A 26319-nucleotide genomic window follows, 5' to 3' on the forward strand; every position below is an offset into this window, starting at 1 on the left:
GTCTTTCGCTGACGATTCTCCCCGGCATGTCGACGCGAACGACGACACGAGTCACACCCGAGACTTTCGAGGAACTCGTACGCCTGCAACAATCGGTGGGCGATCTGCAAGGTGAACTCAATCGCGGGCGAGACCAGCTCGAGGAAGACCGGCGGCAATGGGACCAGCGTGAACGCCGAGCCCCAATCATTGCAGCAGTAATCCAAACGAGCGGGATTCTCTTTGCTTGTCTACTCCCGATCGTCGCAGTCGTGATCCTGCTCTGGCCGCGAGCGACGGAAACAGCCGATGCCGAAATCGTCGACACGATCCTAATCGACGCCACCAGCGATCAACCCCGGCTGCTACCGCAGCCAAGTCCACCCGAATCACCCGAGCCAGTGCGGCTTGAGTGATTCACCCGCCGCGACCCGCCTTACACCCCGTAAGCGGGCTGCGGCTTTTTTTTAGCCGTTAGAGAGGGAGAGGGAGGTGGACGGCGAATCCGTGATTCGAAATCGTCAACCGATTCGAAAGAAGGCTGAAACGCCCCCGAAGCATTTTCTTCGTGTTTCCTACGCTAACATTTTGACGTCATCCTATAGTCTCATTCTGAATTTGGGGCTCTACGCGTTTGACGCCGGACCTCTGTCCCATCCGTTCGCACGTAGCCGTCGACTTCCACAGGTGCTGGTGATGGTTGGACGTCGATTCATTACTGAGGTAGCGGCAAGATGGGACAGCTCGAAGACACTGTTCACACAACCGCCGATGCAAGCTGTGACAGCGACTACGGCGAGGCAATCCAGTATATGAAAAAACAATGCGCTAATGATCTTTTAGATTCTTGGGATGAACGGTCCTACTGAACGGTTCTGTTACGAAGCAAATCCCTCGTCAACAAGATCCTTAGCGACAAGATTGCGTTTTGGATGCAAAGTAACGAGCTCGATACAAACGCGTGCTGGTCGCGACATCTCACCCATTCGCAAACACTTTCACGCTCGTGGAGTAGACATTCCAGATCTCGGCATCTTTACTTAAGCGGTAAGCGACTTGGCTTTCGGACACTAGCCTTGCCATATTGGTAGCTCCCCAAGCCAGTCGAGCTGCCTTCTACCTTTCGTAACAAATTTTCGAATTCGCTTTTAAAATACGTTGACGCAAGAAGTGTGCGTCACTTTGCCACGGGCAAGTGGTCATTGGGTCGTGCCAGAATTGCGAGTGGCTGGCTGGTACGCCCCCAGCTAGGGAATTACAATCGGACACGTCGAGCACCCGACCCTGAACATCCATTGTTATGGCCTCCAAAGATTATCGATACATGAGCTGATGCTGTTATGAAACAAAATACTGTCTTTGCAAGTTTGCTTTTGTGTTCAATCCTGAACGTAACTGCCCATGGTGCCGTCTACCTTTCGCTCGAAGAGCTTGAACGATCTACTGAATTCGCGCAGCAAAGCGTGTTTGATCCAGTAGGTTCTTTCGCAACACCGACGACGTCTCCCTGGGGAAGTGGCGTTCTAATTTCAGAGGACTGGGTGTTGACTGCCGGGCATGTTGGGGACAACTTCAACATCACTGAGTTCCGACTTGGGCGTGATAGTCTGAATCCGACTCATACGCGGTCGATTGCGGAAGTCGTCATCCATCCTGGATGGCCTATAGGAGCCAATAATATATCGGGCGTGCCAGACCTGGCATTGATGAGATTGGCAACTCCCATTACGGATGTTGCGACTGCCACGAGATATCGCGGGGAGGATATCCCGCCACGATACGCGAACAACTATCACCAGACGGAGTACTTGATGGCAGGATTCGGGGACCATGGAGTTGCCAATATTCAGCTAGACGAGGATTCGTTTATGCGTGCGGGACGAAACATGCTCCGGTACATTTTTGATGATTTCAATCTCATTGTTTATAGTAATGAAACGACTGTAACGTCCATCCTTGATATGGAATGGAAGGGAGCGCCAGGAGATTCTGGAGGCGGCTGGTTTCAATTGGTTGATGGTGAGTACCAACTCTCCGGGATCACGGTTGTCGGAGGAACGCCCTTTGAGTATCCATCCTTCACCGGAGCTGTCAGTGTCAGTCAGTTTAACGATTGGATTGATTCTGTCGTCGCGGTTCCGGAGCCTTCGTCTAGCTTTCTTTTGGCTAGTATCGGCGCGATCTGCATTTCAAGGCGTGTCCACCGGCGGCGAGGCATTAAATCTCGCCAAAGGAATCTTCTGGCTTTATGAGCGTGTTTGGTTTGGCCTAGTGTGAATTAAAAACCGACACGCTTTTTTTTGGGACGCGACCCTATCACGCGGTCTTTTTACGCCGGAAAGCGATTTAATCGCCTATTCGCAACGACACCGATTGTTGCGTTTGCTCGCAAACGGAAAGCGTCTTCACTGAACCACGCTGCGTGACACAATGTCCGACATCAATTCTCCGAACAACTCACCCATGAACGTCTCTAAACTTACTGCCCTATGCACCTCGCTCGTTGCGATCACATGCTTCGCCTTGCCGGTCAACGCAGGCTTGGTCCATAGCCTTGATCCCGATTACGTCGACTCCAATGGACAAGGTTATCTCGATCGTGCGGCACTTCATCCATACGTTGGGTTTATGGAAGGTCTCAACAGCGGCACCGTTGATGGGCACGCTAGCTGGAATTGGATTGACGCACATTGGGGATTGATGTCGGCTCATCAAATAGTTGACAATAGTCGCAATTATCTCTTTGACTCTTATGACTTTGGGCTTGGCTCTAACTATTTGACTAATCGCGGTAGTGAAATTAGAGCAGCTGCTGAGTTCTTCATTCACCCGAGCTACAACGCGGTGGGAAATGGGTACGACTTGGCCTTGATTCGCTTTGACAGCCCTTTTGCTTCGATAACGCCAGTCAGTCTATTCACCGGAACGGTGGCGGTAGGCATGGAATCGGACATTGTTGGATACGGATTAGCAATGGAAGTTGAAAGCACTGAGCGACTGCAAACTGGCAACAAAATGGCGGGTAACAACCTGATACGGTCATTGGACGTCTTTCCTGGATATGCTCAGACCACGTTTGATCGTCCGGGGCACAGCCAGTATCGAGAGCTTGGAATGGGAGGACTACCAGGAGATTCTGGTGGCTCGCTCATTGTTGGAGATGAGCTCGCCGGAATTTCGAGTTTTACCAGTACTCGTGACACCTATGGCAGAAGTACTTACTACTCATTAATCGATCTCGACTGGGTCAGTACCACCATGGCAAGCCATCCATCGGCCGTCCCCGAACCGAGTTCGCTTCTCTTCCTATTGGCAGCGGCACCGACGATCGCGTTTGTTCGCAAACGCAAAGCAGTTTCACTGAACCAAGCTGCCTAACGCAATGTCCGTCCTCTCTTCTGCAAACAACGCACCCATGAACATCTCCAAGCTCACCGCCCTCTGCACCTCAGTCATCGCATTCACATGCTTCGCCATCTCAGCCAACGCTGGCTTGGTCCATAGCCTTGACCCCGATTACGTCGACTCCAACGGACAAGGCTATCTCGATCGAGCCGCGTCGCATCCGTATGTGGGATGGCAGAGCTCAACCGATGACTCTATCGGCGAGACTCGATTTCGGCAGAGTGGGGTTTTGATTAACCCTCGCTGGGTAATCACCTCAATTCATGGAGTCGTTGAGGGAGACAATAATCTAAACGCGATCCACTCAAATATTCGGATGGGCTTTGGATCAAACTACTTCACCGATTTCGGCGAAACTCTATACGCTTCAGAGGTGTTCTTGCACCCAAGCTATACAGACGTTGGTCAAGGCTACGATCTTGCATTGCTCTATTTCGAGAATCCCTTCACCTCCGTCGCTCCAGTTCACCTTTATGGCGACACGGTGGCTGTCGGCATGGAATCGGACATTGTTGGGTTTGGCTACAACCTTGTAGAAGGGGAAGCGACTCCGACTCCGGACAGCTATACAGGAGACAGGATGGCGGGGACAAATACGATAACGAACGTCGGATTCCGTCCGAATTATGTTGGGACTCGATTCGATGGGGCTGGGTGGCCGGAATACCAACCTCTTGGGATGGGCGGGCTTCCCGGTGACTCGGGAGGTGGCCTCATCATCGGTGGTGAGCTTGCTGGTATCTCTAGCTTTACGAGCACCAATAATTCTTACGGTAGAAACACTTATTACTCTCTGATCGACATTGACTGGGTCAACGAGACAATGGCACTTCACCCCTCGGCGGTCCCCGAACCGAGTTCGGTTCTTTTGTTATTGGCAGCGGCACCCATGGTTGCGTTTGTTCGCAAACGCAAAGCGGCTTCACTGAACCACGCTGCCTGACGCAATCTCCGTCCTCCCTTCTGCGAACAACCCATAATGAACGTCACCAAACTCACCGCTCTCTGCACATCGATCATCGCATTCACATACTTCGCCATCCCGGCCAACGCTGGCTTGGTGATTACGGCGGACGCTTTGTATTTGGAACGAGCAAACCAGCATCCGTATGTTGGATGGTTGGAAACTGAGAAAATTGAAGGCGGAACACGATTTGGTGGCAGCGGAGTACTTATCGATCCGCATTGGGTGCTCATGAGCGCCCATCAGGTTTTTAGCGTCAGTGGAGACCTCGGCTCTGCATACAATCTCGATTCGTTTCGATTTGGTTTAGGATCGAATTTTATATCGAACCGAGGTGAGAATATGCTTGCCTCGGAATTGCACCTCCACGGAAGCTACACCGGTGGAAACACCGGATATGACCTAGCATTGATGTACTTCGAGAACCCGTTTACTTCGACTGCTCCCATCGACATCTATGCTGGCAGTGTAGCTGCGGGTATGGAATCGGATATTGTTGGATACGGCTACTATCAGCAGGTTGATACTACAGATCAAATCTTGACTGGCGATCGTAGGGCTGGAAATAATGTTGTGATTGGAAATGATTTTCTTTATGCAAATGGTGTTTATACTAGGCTTTTGCCAGAGGGACACTCTAAATATAGAGAATTAGGGATGGCTGGAACTCCCGGAGATTCCGGTGGTGCTCTAGTCATCGGTGGAGAGCTTGCTGCTATATCGAAGTGGTCAAGCTTAACGAATAACATTGGGACGACAACGGGTTATGCCTTAATCGACATCGACTGGGTCAACGCTACCATGGCACTTCACCCCTCGGCCGTCCCCGAACCGAATTCGGTTCTTTTGCTATTGGCAGCGGTTCCGATTGTTGCGTTTGTTCGCAAACGGAAAGCGGCTTCACTGAACCACGCTCCCTGACGCAATCTCCGTCCTCCCTTCTGCGAACAACCCAGCCATGAACATCTCCAAACTCACCGCTCTCCGCTTCTCGATCATTGCGATCACATGCTTCGCCATCCCAGCCGACGCTGGCTTGATTACTGGGCTAGATTCGGAGCATTTGGCTTTGGCGGATGAGCATCCTTATGTGGGATGGTACGAGGTAGACGATGGAGTGAATGGAACGACGTTTGGTGCAAGTGGAGTTCTGATAGATCCACACTGGGTCTTAATGAGTGCACACGGAGCGTTGAGTGTTGATAACGATTTGTCATCGACCTATGATTCTTTTCGTTTTGGATTCGGCCCAAATTTCAATACGAATCGAGGCGAAAACATGTTGGCATCAGAATTATTCTTGCACCCGAGTTATCGAGATGTGGGAACAGGGTATGACTTAGCTTTGCTTCGTTTTGACAGTCCGTTCGAAACAGTAACTCCAATCAACCGCTTCAGGGGCAACGTCGTTGCTGGAGCCCAAGGAGATATTGTTGGATTTGGGCGGTTAGAAACGCAAGGAAGCACGGATCAAGCTCTAACAGGTGATCGTCGAGCAGGGACGGATTTGATAGAAACCGTAGGTGCTTTCCCGGTTTCACCTGAGCAATTCATGATACGGGTTGATGGTAGATTTGGTGGTCCAAGTTACAATCTGCTTCAAATGAAAGGCACTAAGGGCGACTCTGGTGGAGGGTGGATTGTTGGAGAAGATCTTTGGGGAATAACTTCAAATGCGGCTTCTACGATAACAGCTTTTTCAAAGCTGGACAATGAATGGATTGACACTACGATGGCAAACAACCCCGTTTCTGGTGTTCCTGAACCAAGTGCATTGCTGCTTCTTTCAACGGTCTTGCCAATCGCAATTTTCATAAAACGACGTAGAACTCGTCGTGCCTGCCACCATGTCTGACCAACAACCTGGCGTTTCCGCTCCTGAAGAAAATCCGATTGACGATCCGTTCAGCAGCCTGCACACCCAGCGTGCTCAAATTAGCGCCTCATCAGAGGACTCCGGGTCTGTTGCTGATTTCGGCGTTGAGCAGATTGGCGACTACAAAATCGTTCGCGAACTTGGTCGTGGTGGAATGGGGATCGTCTACCTGGCCAAGCAACGAACGCTTGACCGTCTGGTTGCACTGAAAGTGATCTCACTGGGCCAGCTCTCTGGTGGTGAAGAGATTGCTCGCTTTCATGCCGAAGCCGAATCGGCTGCCCGCTTGGATCATCGCAACATCGCCACCGTGTACGAAGTCGGTGTTGTTGAAGAATTGGGGTCAGCCTCGGGATTCGGGATTCAGATGAGGCCAAAGGACGAAATTGATGGACGGTAGCCGATCACTGTCTTTAGGACCTACCGTTTGCACCGGAGCGAAGCGACATAGAAACGGTAGCTGAAAGGCTGCCGTTTTTCATTGGTGGGCAGGATGGCCGTCGCGGGCCAGTGATTGTGCTGGGCAACCTTAACATCGAACGGGACTTTCCCGAGCGAACGTACAACAAGATGCTGGGTACGACGTTCCACGAACCGGCCCACTGCCTGGAACGCCCGAGCCTGTTCCGGCCGTGCCCGTATAGCCAGCAATACATCCGTGCCGAAGCGATCAAGCTCGATGAGTTGCTACAGTACAACCTGCAAAGCGTGCGCAGCCGCTTGATGAAAGAAGACTTTCAACAGTTCTGCGAATACAACTATGCGGCATCGGCAGGAAAGTTTCTTGGTGCTTGGTGTACTCGAGCGATGAGAAAAAAAATTAAGCCGTTGAAAGATTTCGCGAAGACACTTCGTAAGAAACGCGACCTACTTCTGCATTGGTTCCGGGCCGATGGGGCGTTATTATCAGGAATCGGTGAGGAATTTAACAACAAACTAAAACGGATCACCAGAAAATCTTATGGTTTTCGGACTCAAAACGCCTACGAAATCGCGCTATACCGTATACCGTAACCTAGGCGATCTTCCCGAGCCAGAATTTACCCACAGATTCTGCTGAGGAGGCCTTTTTCATTGCCATATTTGCCTTTACTATCTGGAGATGACATTGCAGCAATGCGGACGTCCAACAATGAACGCGATCGTTACGCTTTACGCCGGACAATAGCGGATCGAATGTTCAATTTAGCGTTCTAATACCTGGTTTCCTTTTTCGATGCTCTGCCCTTTTAATTCGCGAACGGTCGGCCAGCGGGGGAGACATTATCCGACACCTTTTCACACCTGAGGTTTCTCATGCGACTTGCAATTTTGGTGGTGATTGAGTTTATGCTGGCCATGGCCATCCTTATTCTCGTAGGGCAATTGCCAAACAAGGACGAAATCGACACGGGTTTCGCCGCCGTCAGTGGAACGGTCCAAGCCACGAACGGGCAAATCAAGCTCGTGCAAGAACAGGTCGGATTGGCGGAGACGATTGCCTCGGAGGATTGGAAACAGAGGAGCGACGCCATCCTGGTTTCTTTGGAGATGATGGAGAATGTCCAAATCGAAGAACTTGGAAACAAGCACTGTTTTGAAAGCGAGAATGAAACGAATCGAAAAGAACCTAGGTATGAACCCCGAAGCATTTTTCTCGCGTTTCCTGCGATAACATTTTGACGTCATCCTATCGTCTCATTCTGAGTTTGGGGCTCTACGCGTGTGAGGCCTGACCTCTGTCCCATCCGTTCGTGTATAGCCGTCGACTTCCACCGGTGCTGGTAATGGATTGACTAGTCCCTTCACGCAAGAAGCTGCTGCTGCAAACAATAGTTTTCCGACGGCCTCTTTGTTTTCGTCCAAGAAGTCAGCCGTGTTTTTACCAAAACCAGCTACATTATCCTTCGCGTCGGTGAGCCCCTGTTTCTTCTCACGCCACCAGCGGTCCGAGATTTCTTTTTGGGATTTGGCGGCCATTTGCTGCTGTGCATTGAACGATGATCGATTGAACAACGCCCAGTCAGGAGTTCGACCAAGATTCTTGCAGCTTTGATCGTAAACGATTCGTGGTGTCCATTCTTGAAGCCGGGCATCGATCAATTTTTGCCAATGGCCAAGATCGGCGGTTTCGTAGATTTCGGTTTTCGTGTACGGGATTGGCATCCTGGCCAATTCGTGGATCGTGTTAAGCTCTCGAAAGAGATGTAGGCTTTCAACCGCATGGCGAGCAAGCCGATCAATGGATTCGATGTCCAAGTTGATGAACTCGAATTCGTCATGAGCCAATGCGATTCCAAGCTCGTTGAGCGATGTTTGGTAGGCTTTCCATCCATCATCGGAAGCGTAATACCCGCGAGTAACTTGCCAAGACGTGCGAGTCGTACCAACTGATCGACTCCAGAGTTGTTCACGCTCAACGGCGGCCAACTGAAAAAACTCTTTCGAGCGTAGCGACGACTTGCCCATGCGTTTCATATTGCTGTTGTAGTCAGGCCACTTTGCGGCCGAATCGAGCGAGGCAGCGACAAGTTGTTCTTGTGCTGCATCGGTTAGTGAGGCGAATTCCTTTTGCTCGATGACCGCGATATCCAATCTGCGCAACGCTTTTCTGTATGCTGAGTATCCATCACGCTCATACTTTGCTGATCGGGCGAGTCGGTCGATGTCATCGATGCTTAAATTGATGAACTCGAATTGGGAATAGTCGGTTCCTAATCCCATCTCACTGCGACACGATGAATAGGTTTCCCAGCCTTGTTTTCCGTCGTAGCAACCGCTCGTGTATTGATAGACAGACTGCTGTGTGCCGACTGCCTGTTCGTGCAGTTTTCGTCGCTTATCAGCAGTCAGTTTCATGTACGCATCAGCCTTGTGAAACACAAGCCCCATCTGAGACATATTCCGGCTGTATTCGCCCCAACGAGCCGCAGCATCTGAAGAGGACTCCAAGAGGGCATTCTGCTCGCTGATTGCCAGCGATGCAAACTGTTGTACTGACTTCGGCTCAAGCTTGAGCACTCTTAGGTTTCCACTGTACAACTCATAAGCCCGTCTAAGCGAGTCTGCTTTACGCGCGGTCGCATCACACGTTTTGATCCCCATTGCGTAGAAATCACGCTTCGTGTACTCGACTTCCTGCTGCATTGTGTTGGTAGCGTCGATATAGGTTTGCCACGAACTTTCCGCATCCATGTAGCCGGAAATCGCTTCAAAATAGGAACGTACCGGCGGCGAAGGTTCAGCACCATCAGCGGTGCGACCCAGGCCACTCAGCAGGCACAACAAGACCGCCCAAACCAAAGCAAATACCCGAATCATACCTATTCACCTTTAATACTGCCGAATTAACTTCGTTTTGTTTCGGAATACGAGTTCGCCGAAGCCTATGAATAGCACTGGCTCCTCATCAAATCAAGTGTGAGCATCTTCAACACTACCCAGTAATCTAACACGTCCGACACGCTTGTGCTAAACAGCTAGCCGTCCGACTTTTACGCCCCAAGTCTCGCCAGCACAATTAGGCATTCCCTGAATACCTACTTCGAATTGATGACTCGAGACTCGCCTCGCAAGTGCCATCGTGCTTAAACGAAAAGTTGATTTACCCGATATGCCCGCATCATTCAGCCAATTCGGTTCATTTAATGCTTAACCCGTACAGCAATGTAGATGGCGAGCCGTTCGTTCAACACTTACCGAACATAGGCAAACTGTCGCAGGCGAGTGACTAACTAATCATGCTGATTGAGGTAACTGAATTGCCGGAGGCATCTTTTTTATACCCTCACTTGTCCCCCACGCCCGGCGCATGTCGTTGTATACTCGGAAGACATGAACTAACCTCGGGCGTTGTCGAATTTGGTTTTCGGAAAAGTGGGAAGAGCAGAATGCGAGTGGGTTATGCAAGCTGAATTGTTAAACGCTGCCAGCGGATTGGTGCTGGGGGACGAAAATGCAAATTCGCTTGCGCCGGCGAAACAGTTGGGGCGGGGCGATGATCGCGACTTGACTCGTATCCTGTATGGGTTGGCGGTGTTGCATCGCCAATTGGCACATGACAAGGCGGGTAGTGGCTGTGGCAATATACGCGAGGACTCGCTTAGGCGAACCGATGACGGCCACTTAATTCTGGTTTGCGATCTTTCGCGTCCGACGACTTGCGAAAACACGGCTCGCAACGACGCCGATTCGAGGCTTTATTTGAATGTTGGACAACCGCCACGACAGGTTGACGACCTTGTTGCGTTGGGAGTCGTTGCAGCGGAGTTTCTTGTACCGCCAAACAAACGTCCCGAAGTCAAAGACGCAGGCCAAGCGTATCGAAAGGAACTGGCAGGTTGCATTTCGACTTCAATCCTGCGAAGACGCTCGAATCGGGTTTGCCGCAAGCTGGTCAAATCGCTGTTACTTTGCGGCGCTGACGCTGAACAGACCACAGCGGACTTCCTAGGCGATCATGTTGGATTAGTTCGGCTAACCGATCGCTCGGAATTGAAACCCGCCGGTTGGATTGATGTGGCTCGAAGTTTCTCAAAGTCGACAATGGCGGGACTCGGAGTCGCATTTCTTTTGCTGATATCGCTGTTGTGGCTTTGGAGCGGGGAGGAAACAAAATCTCGATCCCTGTCCGACAAGCTTGACACGGCATCTTTTGATAAACAGTCATTAAAAGATGATAATGAGCAACTTGTTGCTGAGAATCAACGGTTGAAGAATAGGCCCAACACACAGAATTCACCCCAGCCTCCCGATCCAAAAAAATTCCCGATCGACGATCTTTTGCAAGACAAACGTTACAAATTATTTGCTGAAGATGCGAACTTACGTGGCGATAAAAAATTTCAGGCAATCAGGGTAAAAGAGCAATTGACCAATGAAGAAGTCGATTACGCCGACAGCGTTCTGACAGACTTGGTCGAAGCATCGGAGGTTTGGTGGGATATCGTCTTAGATAAAGCCACCAAGGATGAGGTGACCCTAAGAATCGAAGGCCAGAGCAACGATGACGTTAAAAAGGCATTGAAGGTTTGGTACGGACAAGCCGCCGAAAATGAAAGACGAACGCTCGTCCTTAGAGACACCCACGTTCCGAATGGATATGTGGGCTATGACTTCTGGCTGACGATCCGAGACACCCAGAATGACAAAGATTCTGTCATCAAAGCAAAAGCCAACTCATCTCAAAAACTCGATTTCGACAAGAAAAGTCCTGCCCGTGCATTCATTACCTGGAAGGCCGGTCAACCCATTCCAATTTGGCTAGAAAGCGGGTCATACATGAATATGATTGGGAACAATCAGATTACCAAGAAAGCAACGGGTGCATTGGCATTGCCCCTATTCGCAATCGGTGAGTTTAGAAACGGTGATTTCATGTTGAAATTCGATGTCACTCCCTTGCCTGGTCCTCCCATCGAGTCCTTAGGGTTTGCACCTGGCAAACCACGGATACTTCACCCAGAGCCGGACAAGGACGGTGGAGTACCAATACACCTAGAAGACGAGTTAAATTAAGCCCCCCCTTTGTCTAGAGAATTCAATGAAAACCATTTACTTCCTCGTACTGTTAGGTGCCATCGCGGCACCCCTGTCGGCTCAAACGGTCGAAATACCGAAAGAGCAACAAAAACGATTTACACCTGTTGACTCGACCGAGTTACTCATGCGTTATCCGAAAGGAAAAACTTGGCAGGCGTTGTCGGTGCTGCGGGTCAACGGAACGGGACGTTCGAGCAATTGGGGGATTGAAGGCGAAGCTTATTTCGTCCAAGCCAATCGCTATCTGACGCAGGTGAAGATTTTGGACAACGTGCAATTCGGTCAAACCGCGACGATCAAAATGCGTGTCGATGTGATCGATGCAGGGACGTCAAAGGTCGTGTCTAAACAAAGGATGCGAATAACCGGTTTCGATGTCGGCGATCCTGTCTTGAAGTATGCGTTGAATAAGGCCGATCAAGCCGCAATGATTGGATCGCCTGCTTATCGCATGGCTACGATACTGCTTAAGAAAGGGGAACAGATTGATCCGCAATATGAACGGACGCTGACAGCAGTCGCGAGAGGGATTGGCATCTCCGTTGACCAGTTGATCAATATTAAGGAGACCGAATGGGTTGAAAACCCAAGGGTCTATGTGGGTTGCGCTTTTGAACTGGAGTGGGTAAATGGTTTCGGTGTCACAAAAGCAACTCAGGTGAAAAGCTCAATCGGCAATGCACCCAAAATCAAAGTCGAAGACATACGTGCTTGGGCTGCGGGAGCCGATCCGTTAGCGGAACTTTACGTCTTCCCATCGCTCGCCAAACGCATCGGTGACAAGTGGCAGTTGGATGCATCACGAGCAGCATCGATTTTTTCAGGCCAAGGGGATGCAGTCTCGATGGGCAAAATCAACTTGCGATATGGGAGCAATGGAAGCTATGACACTTCGGACGTTCGCAATCTATCGATCGTCAGTGGCGATGTGACGGTGTTCACGGAAAGCGACGGCCAAGAGACTCGCTACCAAATCAATTCAATGGAAGGCGGCATGAAGGTTGACAATGGCGATGCGATGCTGTTAATGGCGAATGGGACCGGCGACATTAGCTACAACCGGCTTTCCACAGACCATTTCCTGTTCAAAGCGGAGTTGTCAAAAAACGTTCGCGCTGAGTGGCGATACGAAGCAAAGCGAATGGATTGAGCATTGTCTACGATGAATTCAGTGAAGCCGCACGAACGATGCCGGATGTGTCGTGGTGGCATCGTACAGGACGGGCATTGTTTGCAATGTTCGTACCCTCAAGTGCAAGCCGAAGATGCTGGGTTACCGCCGTGGCCCACTGAGTCGGGTCGCAGCATCGGCGCTGGCTCCGCATGGCACGCCAGTTACCTCAACACGCATCCTGGGCAACCTTGGCAGTTGCACATACGTGAGGGTGAGTCGAAAAAGGTTTGTGCAAAAGAGATCAACTACAACGGAGTGCTGGACGACGATACGTGCTTGTTTCTGTGGTGTCCGCCAGATCAACAAGCGTTGTATGTTCGCATGTTGGCACCCGAGCATAGCGAAGACGACTGGATAACGATCCGTGGCGAAGTAACCCATGCTGGAAAGCTCTCGCCCGGTGACCTCTTAACGATCGGTTCCTACCCCTGGGTTTTTCATGCCTATTCGTATGGCAATGGTTTCGGGTTAGAAGCCGGTAATCCACTTGTCGGCTCTTCGGTGGAACTACGTGAGGTGACCCTGGGCCAGCGGTTGAATGTTCCGGCGTTGCGGTTCACCTCAGGCCAATTTGTGGGGATTATCGGTTCGAGCGGGTCGGGAAAATCGACTTTGATCCGTGAAATTGCTGAAACTCGCGTTGGCCGTGGCATCGTGCTGATCGACGGACAAAGTCGCGATGACGGTGACGATCCCGCAATGAGCAAGATCGCTTATGTGCCGCAGAAAGACGTGGTACATGAGGATTTGACGGTTGGCCAACAGACAATTGACTACGTGCGATTGGTGAACCCTGAAATCCGCAGCGACCGGATCGATGAGTCTTTGCGAGTCGTTGGGCTGCGAAATCTATCTGGTCGCTACCCATCGCAGCTTTCTGGTGGTCAATTGCGGCGTACACGGTTGGCGGCGGCGTTTGCACGTAGCCCAGGCGTGTTGCTGCTCGACGAGCCGGATAGTGGCCTCGATCCCAAAACGGCCCTCGATATCCGGCGATTGCTGCGCACATTCAGTCTGTTGGGAGCAACCGTGATCACGGTTACTCACCATCGACACGGGATGGACCACTTTGATCGAGTCCTGACGCTCGACCGCGGACGAATCATTGCTGACTCGCTACCAGATGGCCCGCTGCCGGATACAACATCCAGTGGAAAACAACAGCGGGCTTCGCGGTTGAGGCAATTCGCACAGATTTTCCGTCGCGAGTGGACTCAGTTCGCACAGCGAAAGTTTTTCACTGGCGAGCTTCATCCCTTTGGTGATCGATTGGTGAATTGGTTACCGCAGTCGATTCGGCAACTTCGTATTGCGGTTCCACAGTGGATTCTTGTCGGTTTGGTGATTCCGATTTTGTTCGCCATCTCGATCGGTTTGGCTTTGCCGACGGAAACGCCTCAGGAAAAGCTTCATCCACATTTGGCTGGGTTTCTTTGCGTGTTGTCGGTGATTTGGATGGCCGCTAGTCACAGTCACTTGGCCTTGACGACCAATTGGCACCGAATCGAGTACGAACGCCAGCAGGGGCTGCGTGCCTATCCGTTTCTCGCCGCCAAGTCCACTTTCCTGTTTCTCGTGACGGTGATTCAGACGAGTCTATTTTTTGGCGTGTTCTGGTTCATTCGTCATGGCTGGCTTCAGCAGCCAATGTTTTATGGCAGCAGTGACGACACTCCTGGAGTCGGAACCGTCTCTTTGGGCGACACACCGTTTAAAAATTTGGATGTAGGCAATTGGCAAGTGTTCGCGACTTTGATCGCTGTCGGATTGGCTGCGTCCCAACTTGGGCTGATGATATCGGCCATAGCGAAATGGCGGACGCTAGTTGCTGCTTCAATTTTACCGTTGGTGATGATGGTTCAAATCCTCTTTTCTGCGTTTGTGATTCAAGCCGAAGTGAGTGACCAGAATGTCGAGAAAACCTATGCGGGATTCTGGTGGCAGAATCGCTGTGAAGGCATTGAGGGCTGCCCATCGACGCTAGTCAGGTTCGAGCCCAAGACGGGGTTGATCTGCGAAGAATGTAGTAGTGCGGCACCGGGAGGCAATCGAAAGCCATTGTCTGAAAAAGACATCGATTATCGACTCGAAGAAAACACGAAAACACCGCTTCGTTTCGCCACGATAGCATCCTACGGCACATTGACACGTTATGCTGACATCTCGCTGCGTCCTATCGTTAAATGCCTTGAGGACGAAGAACACCAGCAGAAATACGGATATGCCGTTTTGCGTCGCGATGCGATGATTCGACTGGTGTTGATTGCGATGTTGTGCCATTTCGTCGTCGTGATTCTCAGCGGCGGTTTTGCACCTCGCGTGATTGTGCGTCGATTGCGTGTGTGGGTGCAGGCAATTTCCAGTAAGCCCAAGGCGGAATCATGAAGCCGCTTTTTGTTTGCATCTTATTTGCGTTGAGTCCGCTGCTGCTATTGCGAGCCGACGAGCCGGTTCCGCAAGCGACCGTCGTCATTGAATTGCCAATTCAAGGCGATCGTTATGATGCGAGCAGGTTTACTGGGCTATCGAAAAACGAGAGGGCGAGCGAGAGCGAGGCTGTGTGGTATCCGTTGACGACCAAGACGCGGTTTGCGTTGATGCTGCTTAAAACGCAGGCTGTCGTCACCGAGTATGACATCTCATCCACTCGGCTGCGGATTGAATTCGCTGAAGACAAGGTGAACGAAATCGTGCCGATTCTGTTTCCGCCAAGTTTCTTGAATATCGACGATTTTACGGGACAAGATCGCGTGGTGGTGCTAGTCCATGGCCTCGAAGGCGGAAAGCTGACGTATCGCGAGCTTGCCCCTGCATTTGAAGCCCATGGCTGGTTTCCTCTACAGATGGTCTATCCCAACGACGGGGGTATTAAGGAGCCCGCAAAATTCTTGCAGGGGGAACTTGAGCGACTACATCGCCGCTATCCGCAAACCCGCTGGGCCATCGTCGCTCATAGTCTCGGCGGGCTTGTTGCCTGGGAAGCTTTGGCGAGTGCAAAGTCTACTCCTGTGACGGATCTCGTCACCCTCGGTACTCCCTTTGCCGGTTCCTCCATGGCTCGTTTTCAATCCGATTTAGAATTAGCCGATGTCGCCGTTCGATTGATGGCGTTTGATTTGGGGGCAATCGATACATTAGCTGACGGTTCGGGTGAAGCGATCGAGCTTTTGAAGCCAGATAGTCAACAGCGACGAGATCTGCTCAAACGCTCGCTCCCGCCCGTCGTGCGATTACACTTGGTTGCTGGCAGCGGTGGACCGATCAAAAAAGATGAAATAGTGAAGTTTTCAGGATTAATTGAGCGAGTGATCGAAAGACTGAACCCCAGCGAGCAGTTTGCGGCGCATCTGCGTGTTTTGGCGTCTGCATCGGAGGTTGTTGAAGGCGTAGGCGACGGTGCGGTTACAGTGCGGAGTGCGACAGCAATCGATCATCATTATAGTCAGCGAGTTTTTAGTCGTTCCCACACCGGTTTGTTGAAAGTGAACCAAGACAACGACGAAGTGCTAGAGTGGATCCTGGCACAACTGCGCAAGGTCGATGCCGCAGGATCGAAACGATGACAAGTGGAAGCGGCGAAAAAAGGATTGAGCCATCGATCACTACCGGTCTGGACCCGTACAAAATATAGTCAGTTACTAGCGTCTAACTCATTTGAACCAGGAACCCTCCAATTGAATCCGACAAGTTACAAAGCAGCAAGAGAAACCATTCTTCAGTCAATTGAGTCGGCCAACGAAGTCGTTCAAAATCTTCGTATCAAAGACGGGGCATTTTTTAGCGAAATTCCATCCGAAGCTCAACGTCGTTTCGTTCATATCGAACGTGAAATTACCCGTTTGCGCCAACCGAACTTGACTGTCGCATTCGTTGGCGGTTTTAGTGCTGGTAAATCTTCGTTAGTCAATGCCTTTTTGGGGCGTTACCTTCTACCTGAATCTACCGAAGTCACGACTGCGGTCCCAACCTTCATTCGTTCAACCGGTGAAAAGGAGTTTGCAAGACTAAGCTATCTCAGTAAAGCCGAAGTTGAAACGCTAGAGGAGCTCTACCGAGAGTCCTTTGCAAATAAGTTCAAGCAACCTGAGCTTGCAAACATGCCCACGCAGGAACTTTTGGAGCAAGTCAGGCCGCAAACAAGTGAAGGCAAAGGCAAGAATCTTCTGCAGTACTTTGAGGTATTTCTTGAGGAAAAGAAACGTCGCGATTTGCCTGATCGTGGCTTAACGAAGGACTGCTCGCTCGAAGAAATGGCTATTCACGTTCGAGACGAAAAGGAAGCCATGTTTTTGGATCGCGTTGAGGTCTTTGTTAACGCTCCTGATATTCCATCGGATGTGCAACTCGTCGATTTGCCGGGGATTAGCGTTCCCAATCCCCGTCACGAAAGATTGACTTATCGGTTTGTCACACAAGATGCCCATGCGCTCATTTTTGTTCTTCGTTCGACGCAATTGTTCAACCAGGACGAGCTGGACATTCTCGAGCGAATACGCAGCGGCGAATCGTCGATCTCCGATAAGACCTTTTGGGTTCTCAACCGGTGGGATGCCTTATCCGAACAGCAGCAAGCGGAAACGCTGATCGGATTCCAAGAACGGATGAAAGAATATAGCATCCCGGATAGCTATGTAATGGTAAAAACCAACGCGTTGCATGGTCTTCTAAGCCAGCTTGCTATTCGAGGGGTGCAACCCAACGACGCGAAGCTCAAGACTCATCAACAGGAATATGAAAAAGAATTGCCGCATCGGTACGGTGGAGACCACCGAACGGCGTTTAAGGAAAGTGAAATTGATGACCTCCAACGCGAGGTTCTTGACTACTTAAACAACCGTATTCGCAGTACGACATTGCGATCAGCCGTCGACAATTCCCAGCAAAATTTGGTCCAACCGCTTTTACATCACCTGTCACAAAAGAAACGTCATGACGAGCAGTTGGTCCATGGTGCCCTCGAAAACGAGCAGGCAGCTGACACTCGCACCCGAACCGAAATGCGATACGAGTCACGGAAGTCGGAATTGATGAAGTGCTTCAAATCGCTACGGGATGGTATCGCGGTGTCACGGGGCGAACAATTCGCTGATGGCGAAGATCACATTTCAATCCAACTTCGTGCAGAGATCGATAGTGGCAACTCGACCGATGCGTATGAGGTTTACAAGTCAATCATTGCCGACAACCGGCTTCGAACATTTCCTTACTACTTCGAAATAGAGATGAAGGTAGTGGACGGTCTTAATTCCGTTTTGAAGTCCGAATTTCAAAAATTGGTACGCCAACATGTCAGCGACGCATTAGAGAATCTGACGAACGTTATTCGAGATGAACTGGAGAAACTTAAGTCCGACGTCAACTTCGATGCTGCCGTCACTCAGGGGCTTGGGCAAGTGCTCGCGGGAAGCCGTGATATGGTTTTGAACAAGGTTGATGGAATCGTGGAACAAAAGGCTGGCCAACTTGATAGCCTCCTCGTTTACAAATCGAAGGGTTTCTTTGCCTTCTTTGGTGGTGGTAACGAAATAATCGACGGCCTCGAAGGGGCCGCACGTATGTTTGCAACCGAACTAAAGGACGTGCGACAAGAAATCAAACCCGAGCACATGGAGGAGAAGACGAAAAAAATTCGGGAAACGCTCAGCACTCATTATATGCAACATGTTGAGACGTTTGGCGAAGACGTCCGCAATTCGGTTTGGCCAATCGTCATAAATGAGATGCACGATTTGGAGAAAAAGCTGTTAGGCGAGCTTTCTCGAGAATACCGTACTTTGCTTGAAAAATCGGTCCAAGGGGAGGTCGAAATCGAGTACGGTTCGCGGCGAGGAGAGTTGGAGGCAAGATCGAAACGATTCCGGCAAGCGATTGAGACTCTGCAAGAGTCAACTTCGACGATGCAGCAAGCGTTATCGCAAACCAAAGCCGAAACGACTGCATGACCGGGCTTGTTGCATAACCCATATCGTCGAGAATTTTCATTTTAGCATGGACGACATCAACAACGAGCTAAACGATGTCGAGGGGACTGAATCGGTAATGAAGATCGATTTCTTTGAGCCTTCACGCCTGCGTTGGCAGGCCACCGCAGCAGCGGCTACTGGCGGTGCGGTCGCGGGCGGGACGATTGATCTTTTTGTCGGTGGTGCTTCATTTGGTACCGGTGTGTTGATCGGCGGAACGCTCGGTGCGATTGGTGGCTATTTTGGTGCCGGCGGTTATGAATCGTATACGGAATCCGGTTCGACGACCATAAGCCTTGGGCCGACGACGGAACTATTATGTTTACTAACCGGTGCGGGTGTGAGCGCAGCGAAAGTGCTAAAAAACCGTGGTCGTGCTGATCCAAATAACGTTTGTATCCGGTTTGACCACAAGGCGTTTGTGCCCGACAAAGACGCACGCAGTGAAATTGACGGACTGAAGAAATCGCAAAAAGCAACATCAATGCTTGAGAAAGCGATCCGACAGGCGATTGAATCGTAGCAAGGGTCGTTTTATCGAGTGTTTGGTCCACAACCATTCATTCGCTTGCCCCGGCTTTTTCGCCTTCACGTCGGACGCTGGAAAATCGGGGTCTTCTCGCTTCCAATTTTCCAAGGTCTTCTTGGTTCGCCCTGCCATCGGTGCGGCCTGTTGTAGAGTTACGTATCCGCTTGTTGGTCCCTTCGCAGGCTCCGACGCAAGCAGCAGCTACACCGCATCGACGATTCGTTTACGTGTTCGCTTTTGATTCCAAACCCTTTTGGCGAACAAAAGCCGGTGGTCGCTTTCAGCCTCATCGCGGCACCAATACGCATCGACCAGTAAAGCAACGCCAACGGCCTCAGTAGACTCGTCACCGCCGATGTAGCGTTGATACCATTCGGTTAGCTTTGCGGCCGTTAAATACACTTCCAGCGACTCGTATAGCCGCACTAGCCGTTTATCGTGCTTGGCGATTGCTTGGCGCTCGATTGCCTCAAATCGATCAAGCCATAGTGATACCGTTTCTCGGTTCATTACAGCGTGTTCTTTCGTCTAGCCATTTCAAAGCTTGCAGCGGCACTCGGCGTGCAAGTTTGGCGATGGTGTTTAAGTTGGCCCAGTCGGCTTCGAAGAAGTGGAGGCGACTGAACTGTCACGAAAAGATCACACTCGTCATCGAAGGACGGTCCTTCAAAGACGGAATTATGCAGGATGAAATTGCCGCCTCATTCATTTTCTCAGAACACAACTATTGACAACAACTCCTCAATAGCCACCTCCAGTAACCTCGGTGCCATGCCAATTCGCATCGATAATGGTCACTGGGCCATTAGGCAAAATACCACTAACGACCGAGTCTTTGGTGAATGGCTCAAGTTTTGTCATCAGCTTTCAAAATCCCTGCCAAAGTACCAGCAATAGGCACCAAAGAACACGGCAAGTTCGCGACACCTCGCCTACACCCGGCGGTCATCATAAATCGATAAGCACGTCGCTTCGATCACATGAGTGCTGGCACTCGAAACCTAGGATTGTTCCGCACCCATGCGACAAAGCACCGCTCGTTCCGGTATGATTTGTGATGTCCGCCGGTTAAGGCAATCGCACAAATACTTCGAGGGCGATCGATGACTGCTACTGAACTTATTTATTTGAACAATTGCTTGGGACGTAATCACGCGAAAGTTTACGAAAATGAGCGAGCCTTTTTTGATTTCAGTGCGAGCGGACATCAAGAGAAAATGGCTGCTGGCCTTGCCGTTGGACAGGAATGCGTTGTGGCCTCATTGAGCAAAATGGGATCGATCGCCTTTTCGTGGTACTCGCTTGAGGAAGAGCGGTTAATACCAAGTGAATCGGGTGTGCTGGATAGGGTCTTTCTGGGCCAACGATTCTTCAGCGAATCGATGTCAAAACCGAAGGCAGCGAAATCAAAGCGATACGCGATCTTCTTTAATTCACTAGGTCACTTCAAACGGTCTTCCGTTCTGAGAGCAACGTTAGCACCACGCTATTACCCACCAAGTAAGAAACTGAAGGTAAAACTGAACCCGGATGAAGTGGATATCGCTGGACAAGCCTACCCAGAAGGCGCAACGAAAACCGTCGTCGTCAATGCCTATGAACGTAACGCGGCGGCCCGATCCGCTTGTCTTCAACACTATGGACTGCGATGCGCAATTTGTGATTTGTCCTTTGCTGAAGCCTACGGCACCGACGCAGAGGGTTACATCCATGTGCATCACCGCAAACCGTTGGCAAAGCTAAAAACGGCTTACGAGGTCAACCCCATCAAAGACCTTGTCCCTGTCTGTCCAAACTGCCACGCCGTTATTCACCTTGGCGGGGCAAACCGATCTGTGGACCAAGTGCGAGCGATGATCGAGACAGCAAAATCGGCACAGTAGCGACTCGCTAACTATTTAATCTCGCCGTTCGGTTGGGGTCGATAAACCGCCATGCCCGCAATCGATTCGTGGTGTCGCTCCACACTGGTTTAAGAAAGGGCCAGGCACGTGTGTTCATAGATACCGGGGCAGTCTCTGGTGAGTTGTTTATGCGCTCGTGCAGGTTGTGTCGCATGCTCTAACGCATCAACAGCTTTAAGAAATTGGATTGTTCACCGCCGCGAACCTATCCGGTAAACAACAACCAAATGCAACCCTCCACTAAGCGAATTAGAGCTTCTCGCCTCAGCCAACGACACATTCGCAGGCCCCCTCGAGCCGAAAAGAGCAAATAAGTAAGACGCTGAACAAAACAGGTGAATCAGTCGGTCGGGTATCGTCCCCGAAACACAGCTGTTCAATGCAGCGTAGTTCCACGTTAGTTACAGTGGCCAACGGAATCATCCGAGTCAGTCCGGCTTGCGAAAGTTGTTCGGCACGCCCCGCGTCCCATTCAATAAGCGACTCTCGGCTTCTTTTAACAGTCAGGGAATATTCTCGCGGCTGTACAACGCTCACCTCGCTACGGCGATACTCAAATTCAGGGCCAGCGGTCATCACCGTCGGATCCAGCGCAGCCGAATGTGGTCTCGGAACTCGGCCGCTGACATAGTGTTTTGAAGTCCGTTGTACGCTTCATCAGATTGTCCAAACTCCGATGCCTTACAAACGAAGACGAAGATCCCGCCCATGTACCTCGTCGCGAGTTTCGCACCTTTCGGCAACTCAATCTCGTATCCGCGTTCATCGTACATCACTCCATCGTCCCAACCAATTCGACTAGTGTATGTGCCGTCGCGCAGCCGCACCAGCTCTTCATCTTTAATGTTCGGTGATTCGGTGTCTCCCTCCGGTGCGAGGCTGCTGCACTCGAGGCGGAAATAGGAATGTTCCAGGCTGTCTTTAAAAATTTCGCACGTCAACAACTTGGGCACCATTGTGTGGATATGGCCGTGGTCGATAATGTCAATACATCTAGAATCGGGGGAACGGGCCACTCTATGAATATCAATGCCGCCACTCGATGGAAGAAGCATATGACATAAGTCTGCGGTAGATACCAATCCTCGCAGAATGGCAAATATATCGTCCAGACGATTCCAGCTGACGCTATTTGGTAAAGCGATTGGAAAAAGTTTGCGAAGTAACGTCTCCCATTGCGGAAGCATCTCACCGCGAAAATCTTGTGTGCACATCGAATAAGTCTCTGAGTTGAGGGTTTTTGGAACCACGAACATACATGACACTGGGTTACCATGGCTATCCTGCCTAAGGGCTCTAATAACGATGTCCCTTAGCCCGGATTATTCACAAGCATTTAGATTTGGGATCGTCTGGAAAAAATTTGGGTGAGATTCGCAGGGGTAGGTGCTTTGGTGCTCGATCAGCGCGGAACGCCCCCTTTCCCCCATTCAGAATTTCGTCTCGCCTCTGGCAGATTTAGGCACTGTTGAGGTCGGGCCGAGCGTAGCCCGATAGCAGATCCGCAACACGCTTGAGATGATTGGCCCACGGCCAACTCGACGAGAATTGCACACGGATTCGCCGCGTGCGGACGATCACTCGGTACGCGACCTTGATCACGTGAGTCCGCCACGTGCAAGCGTGACCCTCTCCCACAGGGTCGCGGCGACGGCGGCGAGTGTGATGACGACGCTTGACCCCAGGCGACTGAGCTTCCATAGGAATCTCAGCATTGGCGAACTGATCAATCTCAGGCACTATCTCGACAATCTGCCGAATTCGCACCAGCAAGTTCGCCGCAACGCTGTGCATCATCACGCGGAACAGATTGGCCTTGTAACGATGGTCACTGAGGCGATCACAACACAATTCACATTTGAGTTCCTTGTGACGGTTTACCTCCGCAGTGTGCAACATAATCAACCTGTAGGTTCCCTGGAGCGACGTCATCCCATTCAGAAAAAGTCTTAACCGCGATTGCCGCACGGATCTTTTTCTTGGGTCGAATATGATTTTTTTTTCCAGTCGCCTTCTCACGTATCGGTCGGAGGAGTCGGTCGATGGTCGCGGAACTTGCCGACAGCACCCGTGTTCTAAGGGATTCGTCAAGATCCATGTGGCCATGTGATTCCACTGGTTTGATTAACTCTGGCAGAATCGCTTTGAGACGCTTTCCGCATAATCGATCCGAGGATTCCCAAAGCGTAACAAGCACTTCTTTAACCGCGCAGTCGTATATTTTTCGGCCCACTACTTCGCAATCGACAGAGACGAAGCTTCTCGGTGAGCGAACAGCCGTAATGCGTACTTGCGTTGGTGCCCGGTAATCGCGACCAACTCATCAAGTATTCGAGACTTGTCCTTTTTTCGGGCGCCGTAGTATCGCGTTCGAATTAAGTCAATCAGCCCTGCTTTTGCATGCATTTCCATGGCGGCACCTACGATTCTGGTATCTTTCAATTGAGGCAACCATTATCTTTCGGTATCCGATCCGCTGAGGCAATGCGCTTTTGATAAAGAACTCGCTCATCGATCATCTTTTCTATTTGGGTAGTGAAAACTGCCAAATATAGAGGGAGACGTAAGGCAGAACAATCAAAGTCGCTGTGACAAAATGCCGCTGCGACAAGTTGATAGCTAGTTGGTGTGGCGAGTTGCTTAAAGATCCGATTGCAACCAGCTACCTTGGAGAAGGCTTGAAAGCCAGTGTTTCGTTCTATGCTAACCCGCTAAGGCGACTCTTTGTCGATTTCAGTAAGCTTTTCGAACCGACTCACTTTCATTTCCTACAATGCCAGGTTGACTAAACGTTGGTATCATATCCGTTTTCCATGGAGACCTCGCTTGCACATCCCAACCAAATTTGTTCATCCAGAGAAACCGACGCCATGCAATCGCACCTATTGGGTTATTGACGATGTTTTACTCGCTGGGGCGTATCCCGGTCGGCCAGATCCAGCTGACCATAGGCAGCGGATCGCGTCGCTCTTCAACGCCGGCATGCGGACGTTCATCAACTTGCAAGAAGAAAACGAAACCAACAATTCCGGAAAACCGTTCGTTCGCTACGACAATGAACTGCGAAGGCTTGCAAGCGATCGTAGCGAGCAAATTGCTCACCTGCGTTTTCCGATCCCGGATGGCGGAACAACGTCCATCGACCGTATGCGGTGCATCCTCGACGCAATCGACCTATCTCTCGCTGCCGATCGCCCCGTCTATATCCACTGCTTCGGAGGAATGGGACGCACCGGTACGGCGGTCTGTTGTTGGCTGCTACGTCATCGGCTAATCTCTACTGAAAACGTTTTCGAGCGATTAACCCAACTGCGGCAAGCCGACGTGGAACGAGCGAGTTGGAAAGCACCCGAAAATGCTGATCAAGCGGCCTTCGTTTTGTCCTGGTTGGGTTAGGCAAGGCGAAATCGAGTATAACATCATAGGATTAATGGAGTCAGCTCAAGTAAGGAACCATGTTATCAGAGCGATACTCGTAAGAATTGGAATCGATCAAGCGTTTGGCAATTGGAACGCTCCAGTTGCCGAGGATGGTAGTTTCGTTTTTGTTCCCCCCCCACACGTCAATTCGACGTCGACAATCAGTACTCGATCCGGCTTGCGGCCATTTAAAAAACTAACACTTTCTGGTTGACTGCTAGTCAAGCCAATACGAACACCGATCCCGAAGACGGCGGATGCTACACCGTCAAACGTTATCACTCCACCAATAGATGAACGATGACGGCTGGCAACACAACACGATCGAGCTACAACCACTCAACAGCGATTACCAGCCAATCCAAATCACCGAAGAAATGCCAATGACGTTCGGATCATCGGTGAGTTCGTCACGGTCTTTAAATCCGAGAGGTATCTGAGAGAATTTGCATCGCCATGGTGATTTCCGAAGTGACATTTTTTGAAAAGAGAGAATATCCATGTTTGAACTACGCGGACTATCCATCCGGCAACCTTATGCTTGGGCAATTTGCGCAAATCTCAAGACGATTGAGAATCGCACTTGGACAACGGACCGCCGCGGGACGATTGCTATTCATGCATCAACAAGTCCTCAAAACGTTAATGAGATGATTCGGGAGTGCGAACTCGAATTGGTGGATCGCAACTGGTTTCCATACGGTGCCATCATCGGACTTGCTGACATTGTAGACATCGCATCCTATGGCCCCGAGCACGAAGACGATCCGTTCGCCTTCGGTCCCTATTGTTGGCGCATGGCCAATGGTCGCTTGTTGAAGGAGCCACTGCCGCTAAAGGGCAAACTAAATCTGTTTAAGATGCCTGAGTCGTTTCAACGGCAGATTCTTGAAGCCGAGTCGTACGAGGTGGATATTGATTCGGACCCCGTAGCAAGTGAAATCGCTGTGGCGATGGACGGCGAACCCGATCCGGTTCTCTGCTACATCGACCTGTTTCATGAATATCAGGCAACGGGTAATCATCGCGACGCCGTCGTGATCGCAGCGTCGCGGTTGGAAGATTTGGCACCAGAAGAACCAGACGCATTCATCGTTCGTGGCGAGCTGCTTATCCAAGAGGAGAACTACGAGGGGGCCGAAGAATTGTTTCGCGAAGTGGTCCGGCTCGATTCCCAGAGCATCGAAGGATGGGACCGACTCTTTTATATTTACGATGCCCTCGGGAGAAAAGCCGAACTGCTAGAAGTTGCAGAAAACCTTCTGGACATTGCACCAGAGATGGCTATTGTACACGCGATGCATGCATACTCATTCGTTATGAACAATCGTTATGAGGAAGCCGTTCGAGCTTGCGACCGTTCACTTGAAATGGATCAAGAAAACCCGCTGGCTTGGCGAGTGCGAAGCGCAGCGAAACGAGGGCTGAACGACAAAAAAGGGGCACTAGATGATATTGATCAAGCAATTCGGCTCGCACCGGAAGATGACTCGCTTGTCGCAGTCAAAGAAGATTTGCTGTTGGATATGGATAACCAATAGCAAGGCAAGCTGGTTGGGTGCATGCGACGTAAAGCAAGTGTGAC

Annotated in this window: 22 protein-coding genes and 2 pseudogenes; 19 read left to right on the forward strand and 5 right to left on the reverse strand. The window is 50.8% G+C overall.

All coding sequences use genetic code 11. The features are described 5' to 3' along the window. The 9 genes and pseudogenes from Q31b_RS20095 to Q31b_RS20135 form a co-directional block, all read left to right on the forward strand. Positions 1–395: pseudogene (locus Q31b_RS20095) on the forward strand (hypothetical protein); the annotation flags it as partial. A 924-nt stretch (positions 396–1319) separates the two neighbouring features. After that, complete coding sequence (locus tag Q31b_RS20100; RefSeq protein WP_146601461.1) at positions 1320–2231, forward strand: trypsin-like serine protease; 912 nt, start codon at positions 1320–1322, stop codon at positions 2229–2231. Between the two features lie 211 nt (positions 2232–2442). Then, the gene (locus Q31b_RS20105) at positions 2443–3357 is read left to right on the forward strand and encodes a trypsin-like serine protease (protein ID WP_197171918.1); all 915 of its coding nucleotides are present in this window, start codon (positions 2443–2445) and stop codon (positions 3355–3357) included. A gap of 37 nt (positions 3358–3394) precedes the next feature. Next, positions 3395–4327, forward strand: coding sequence for a trypsin-like serine protease (locus tag Q31b_RS20110; RefSeq protein WP_197171920.1), 933 nt, complete (start codon positions 3395–3397; stop codon positions 4325–4327). Positions 4328–4363: 36 nt separating this feature from the next. After that, the gene (locus Q31b_RS20115; protein ID WP_146601464.1) at positions 4364–5269 is read left to right on the forward strand and encodes a trypsin-like serine protease; all 906 of its coding nucleotides are present in this window, start codon (positions 4364–4366) and stop codon (positions 5267–5269) included. 37 nt (positions 5270–5306) lie between these two features. After that, positions 5307–6203 (forward strand): trypsin-like serine protease, encoded by an 897-nt coding sequence (locus Q31b_RS20120; protein WP_146601465.1) that lies wholly within the window; start codon positions 5307–5309, stop codon positions 6201–6203. Next, a complete protein-coding gene (locus tag Q31b_RS20125; protein WP_146601466.1) occupies positions 6196–6624 on the forward strand; it encodes a protein kinase domain-containing protein in 429 nt (142 codons plus the stop codon). Before Q31b_RS20120 ends, Q31b_RS20125 begins: the two co-directional genes overlap by 8 nt. Before the next feature lie 170 nt (positions 6625–6794). Further along, on the forward strand, positions 6795–7238 hold the full coding sequence (locus tag Q31b_RS20130) for a transposase (RefSeq protein WP_146601467.1): 444 nt from the start codon (positions 6795–6797) through the stop codon (positions 7236–7238). A gap of 282 nt (positions 7239–7520) precedes the next feature. Beyond that, positions 7521–7886, forward strand: a complete 366-nt coding sequence (locus tag Q31b_RS20135; protein WP_146601468.1) for a hypothetical protein — start codon at positions 7521–7523, stop codon at positions 7884–7886. A 15-nt stretch (positions 7887–7901) separates the two neighbouring features. On the opposite strand, the gene Q31b_RS20140 is transcribed toward Q31b_RS20135, so the two are convergent. Further along, positions 7902–9524 carry a hypothetical protein gene (locus Q31b_RS20140; RefSeq protein ID WP_146601469.1) on the reverse strand — a complete coding sequence of 541 codons (1623 nt, stop codon included), beginning with the start codon at positions 9522–9524 and terminating at the stop codon, positions 7902–7904. 582 nt (positions 9525–10106) lie between these two features. Here Q31b_RS20140 and Q31b_RS20145 point away from each other — a divergent pair. The 6 genes from Q31b_RS20145 to Q31b_RS20170 all read left to right on the forward strand — a co-directional run bounded on the left by Q31b_RS20145 (position 10107) and on the right by Q31b_RS20170 (position 19404). Further along, positions 10107–11720: a hypothetical protein gene (locus tag Q31b_RS20145; RefSeq protein WP_146601470.1), complete on the forward strand. Its 1614-nt coding sequence runs from the start codon at positions 10107–10109 to the stop codon at positions 11718–11720. Between the two features lie 25 nt (positions 11721–11745). After that, entirely contained in the window at positions 11746–12894 is a 1149-nt protein-coding gene (locus tag Q31b_RS20150; protein ID WP_146601471.1) for a hypothetical protein, read from the forward strand. Between the two features lie 12 nt (positions 12895–12906). After that, complete coding sequence (locus Q31b_RS20155; RefSeq protein ID WP_146601472.1) at positions 12907–15303, forward strand: ATP-binding cassette domain-containing protein; 2397 nt, start codon at positions 12907–12909, stop codon at positions 15301–15303. Next, positions 15300–16481, forward strand: coding sequence for an alpha/beta hydrolase (locus tag Q31b_RS20160; protein WP_146601473.1), 1182 nt, complete (start codon positions 15300–15302; stop codon positions 16479–16481). The genes Q31b_RS20155 and Q31b_RS20160 overlap by 4 nt, the downstream gene beginning before the upstream one ends. 111 nt (positions 16482–16592) lie before the next feature. After that, positions 16593–18860 carry a dynamin family protein gene (locus Q31b_RS20165; RefSeq protein WP_197171922.1) on the forward strand — a complete coding sequence of 756 codons (2268 nt, stop codon included), beginning with the start codon at positions 16593–16595 and terminating at the stop codon, positions 18858–18860. Next, positions 18787–19404 carry a DUF3482 domain-containing protein gene (locus Q31b_RS20170; RefSeq protein ID WP_261343873.1) on the forward strand — a complete coding sequence of 206 codons (618 nt, stop codon included), beginning with the start codon at positions 18787–18789 and terminating at the stop codon, positions 19402–19404. The genes Q31b_RS20165 and Q31b_RS20170 overlap by 74 nt, the downstream gene beginning before the upstream one ends. A gap of 207 nt (positions 19405–19611) precedes the next feature. Here the strand turns inward: Q31b_RS20170 and Q31b_RS20175 are convergent, their stop codons facing one another. Then, complete coding sequence (locus Q31b_RS20175) at positions 19612–19920, reverse strand: hypothetical protein (protein WP_146601476.1); 309 nt, start codon at positions 19918–19920, stop codon at positions 19612–19614. A 38-nt stretch (positions 19921–19958) separates the two neighbouring features. Here Q31b_RS20175 and Q31b_RS29815 point away from each other — a divergent pair. Both Q31b_RS29815 and Q31b_RS20185 read left to right on the forward strand, forming a co-directional pair. After that, positions 19959–20141, forward strand: a pseudogene (locus Q31b_RS29815) (hypothetical protein); the annotation flags it as partial. 372 nt (positions 20142–20513) lie between these two features. Next, positions 20514–21293, forward strand: coding sequence for an HNH endonuclease (locus Q31b_RS20185; RefSeq protein WP_146601477.1), 780 nt, complete (start codon positions 20514–20516; stop codon positions 21291–21293). Between the two features lie 596 nt (positions 21294–21889). Here Q31b_RS20185 and Q31b_RS20190 read toward each other — a convergent pair. The 3 genes from Q31b_RS20190 to Q31b_RS20200 all read right to left on the reverse strand — a co-directional run bounded on the left by Q31b_RS20190 (position 21890) and on the right by Q31b_RS20200 (position 23756). Then, on the reverse strand, positions 21890–22579 hold the full coding sequence (locus Q31b_RS20190) for a hypothetical protein (protein ID WP_231617723.1): 690 nt from the start codon (positions 22577–22579) through the stop codon (positions 21890–21892). A gap of 193 nt (positions 22580–22772) precedes the next feature. Further along, the gene (locus Q31b_RS20195; protein ID WP_146601479.1) at positions 22773–23219 is read right to left on the reverse strand and encodes a hypothetical protein; all 447 of its coding nucleotides are present in this window, start codon (positions 23217–23219) and stop codon (positions 22773–22775) included. Between the two features lie 327 nt (positions 23220–23546). Continuing rightward, positions 23547–23756, reverse strand: coding sequence for a hypothetical protein (locus Q31b_RS20200; protein WP_146601480.1), 210 nt, complete (start codon positions 23754–23756; stop codon positions 23547–23549). 384 nt (positions 23757–24140) lie between these two features. On the opposite strand from Q31b_RS20200, the gene Q31b_RS20205 reads away from it, so the two are divergent. Beyond that, positions 24141–24710 (forward strand): protein-tyrosine phosphatase family protein, encoded by a 570-nt coding sequence (locus Q31b_RS20205; RefSeq protein ID WP_231617724.1) that lies wholly within the window; start codon positions 24141–24143, stop codon positions 24708–24710. Positions 24711–25234: 524 nt separating this feature from the next. Beyond that, positions 25235–26275: a tetratricopeptide repeat protein gene (locus Q31b_RS20210; RefSeq protein WP_146601481.1), complete on the forward strand. Its 1041-nt coding sequence runs from the start codon at positions 25235–25237 to the stop codon at positions 26273–26275. Positions 26276–26319: the final 44 nt, after the last annotated feature.

The sequence above is a fragment of the Novipirellula aureliae genome (assembly GCF_007860185.1).
In the GTDB taxonomy this organism is placed as follows: Bacteria; Planctomycetota; Planctomycetia; order Pirellulales; family Pirellulaceae; genus Novipirellula_A; species Novipirellula_A aureliae.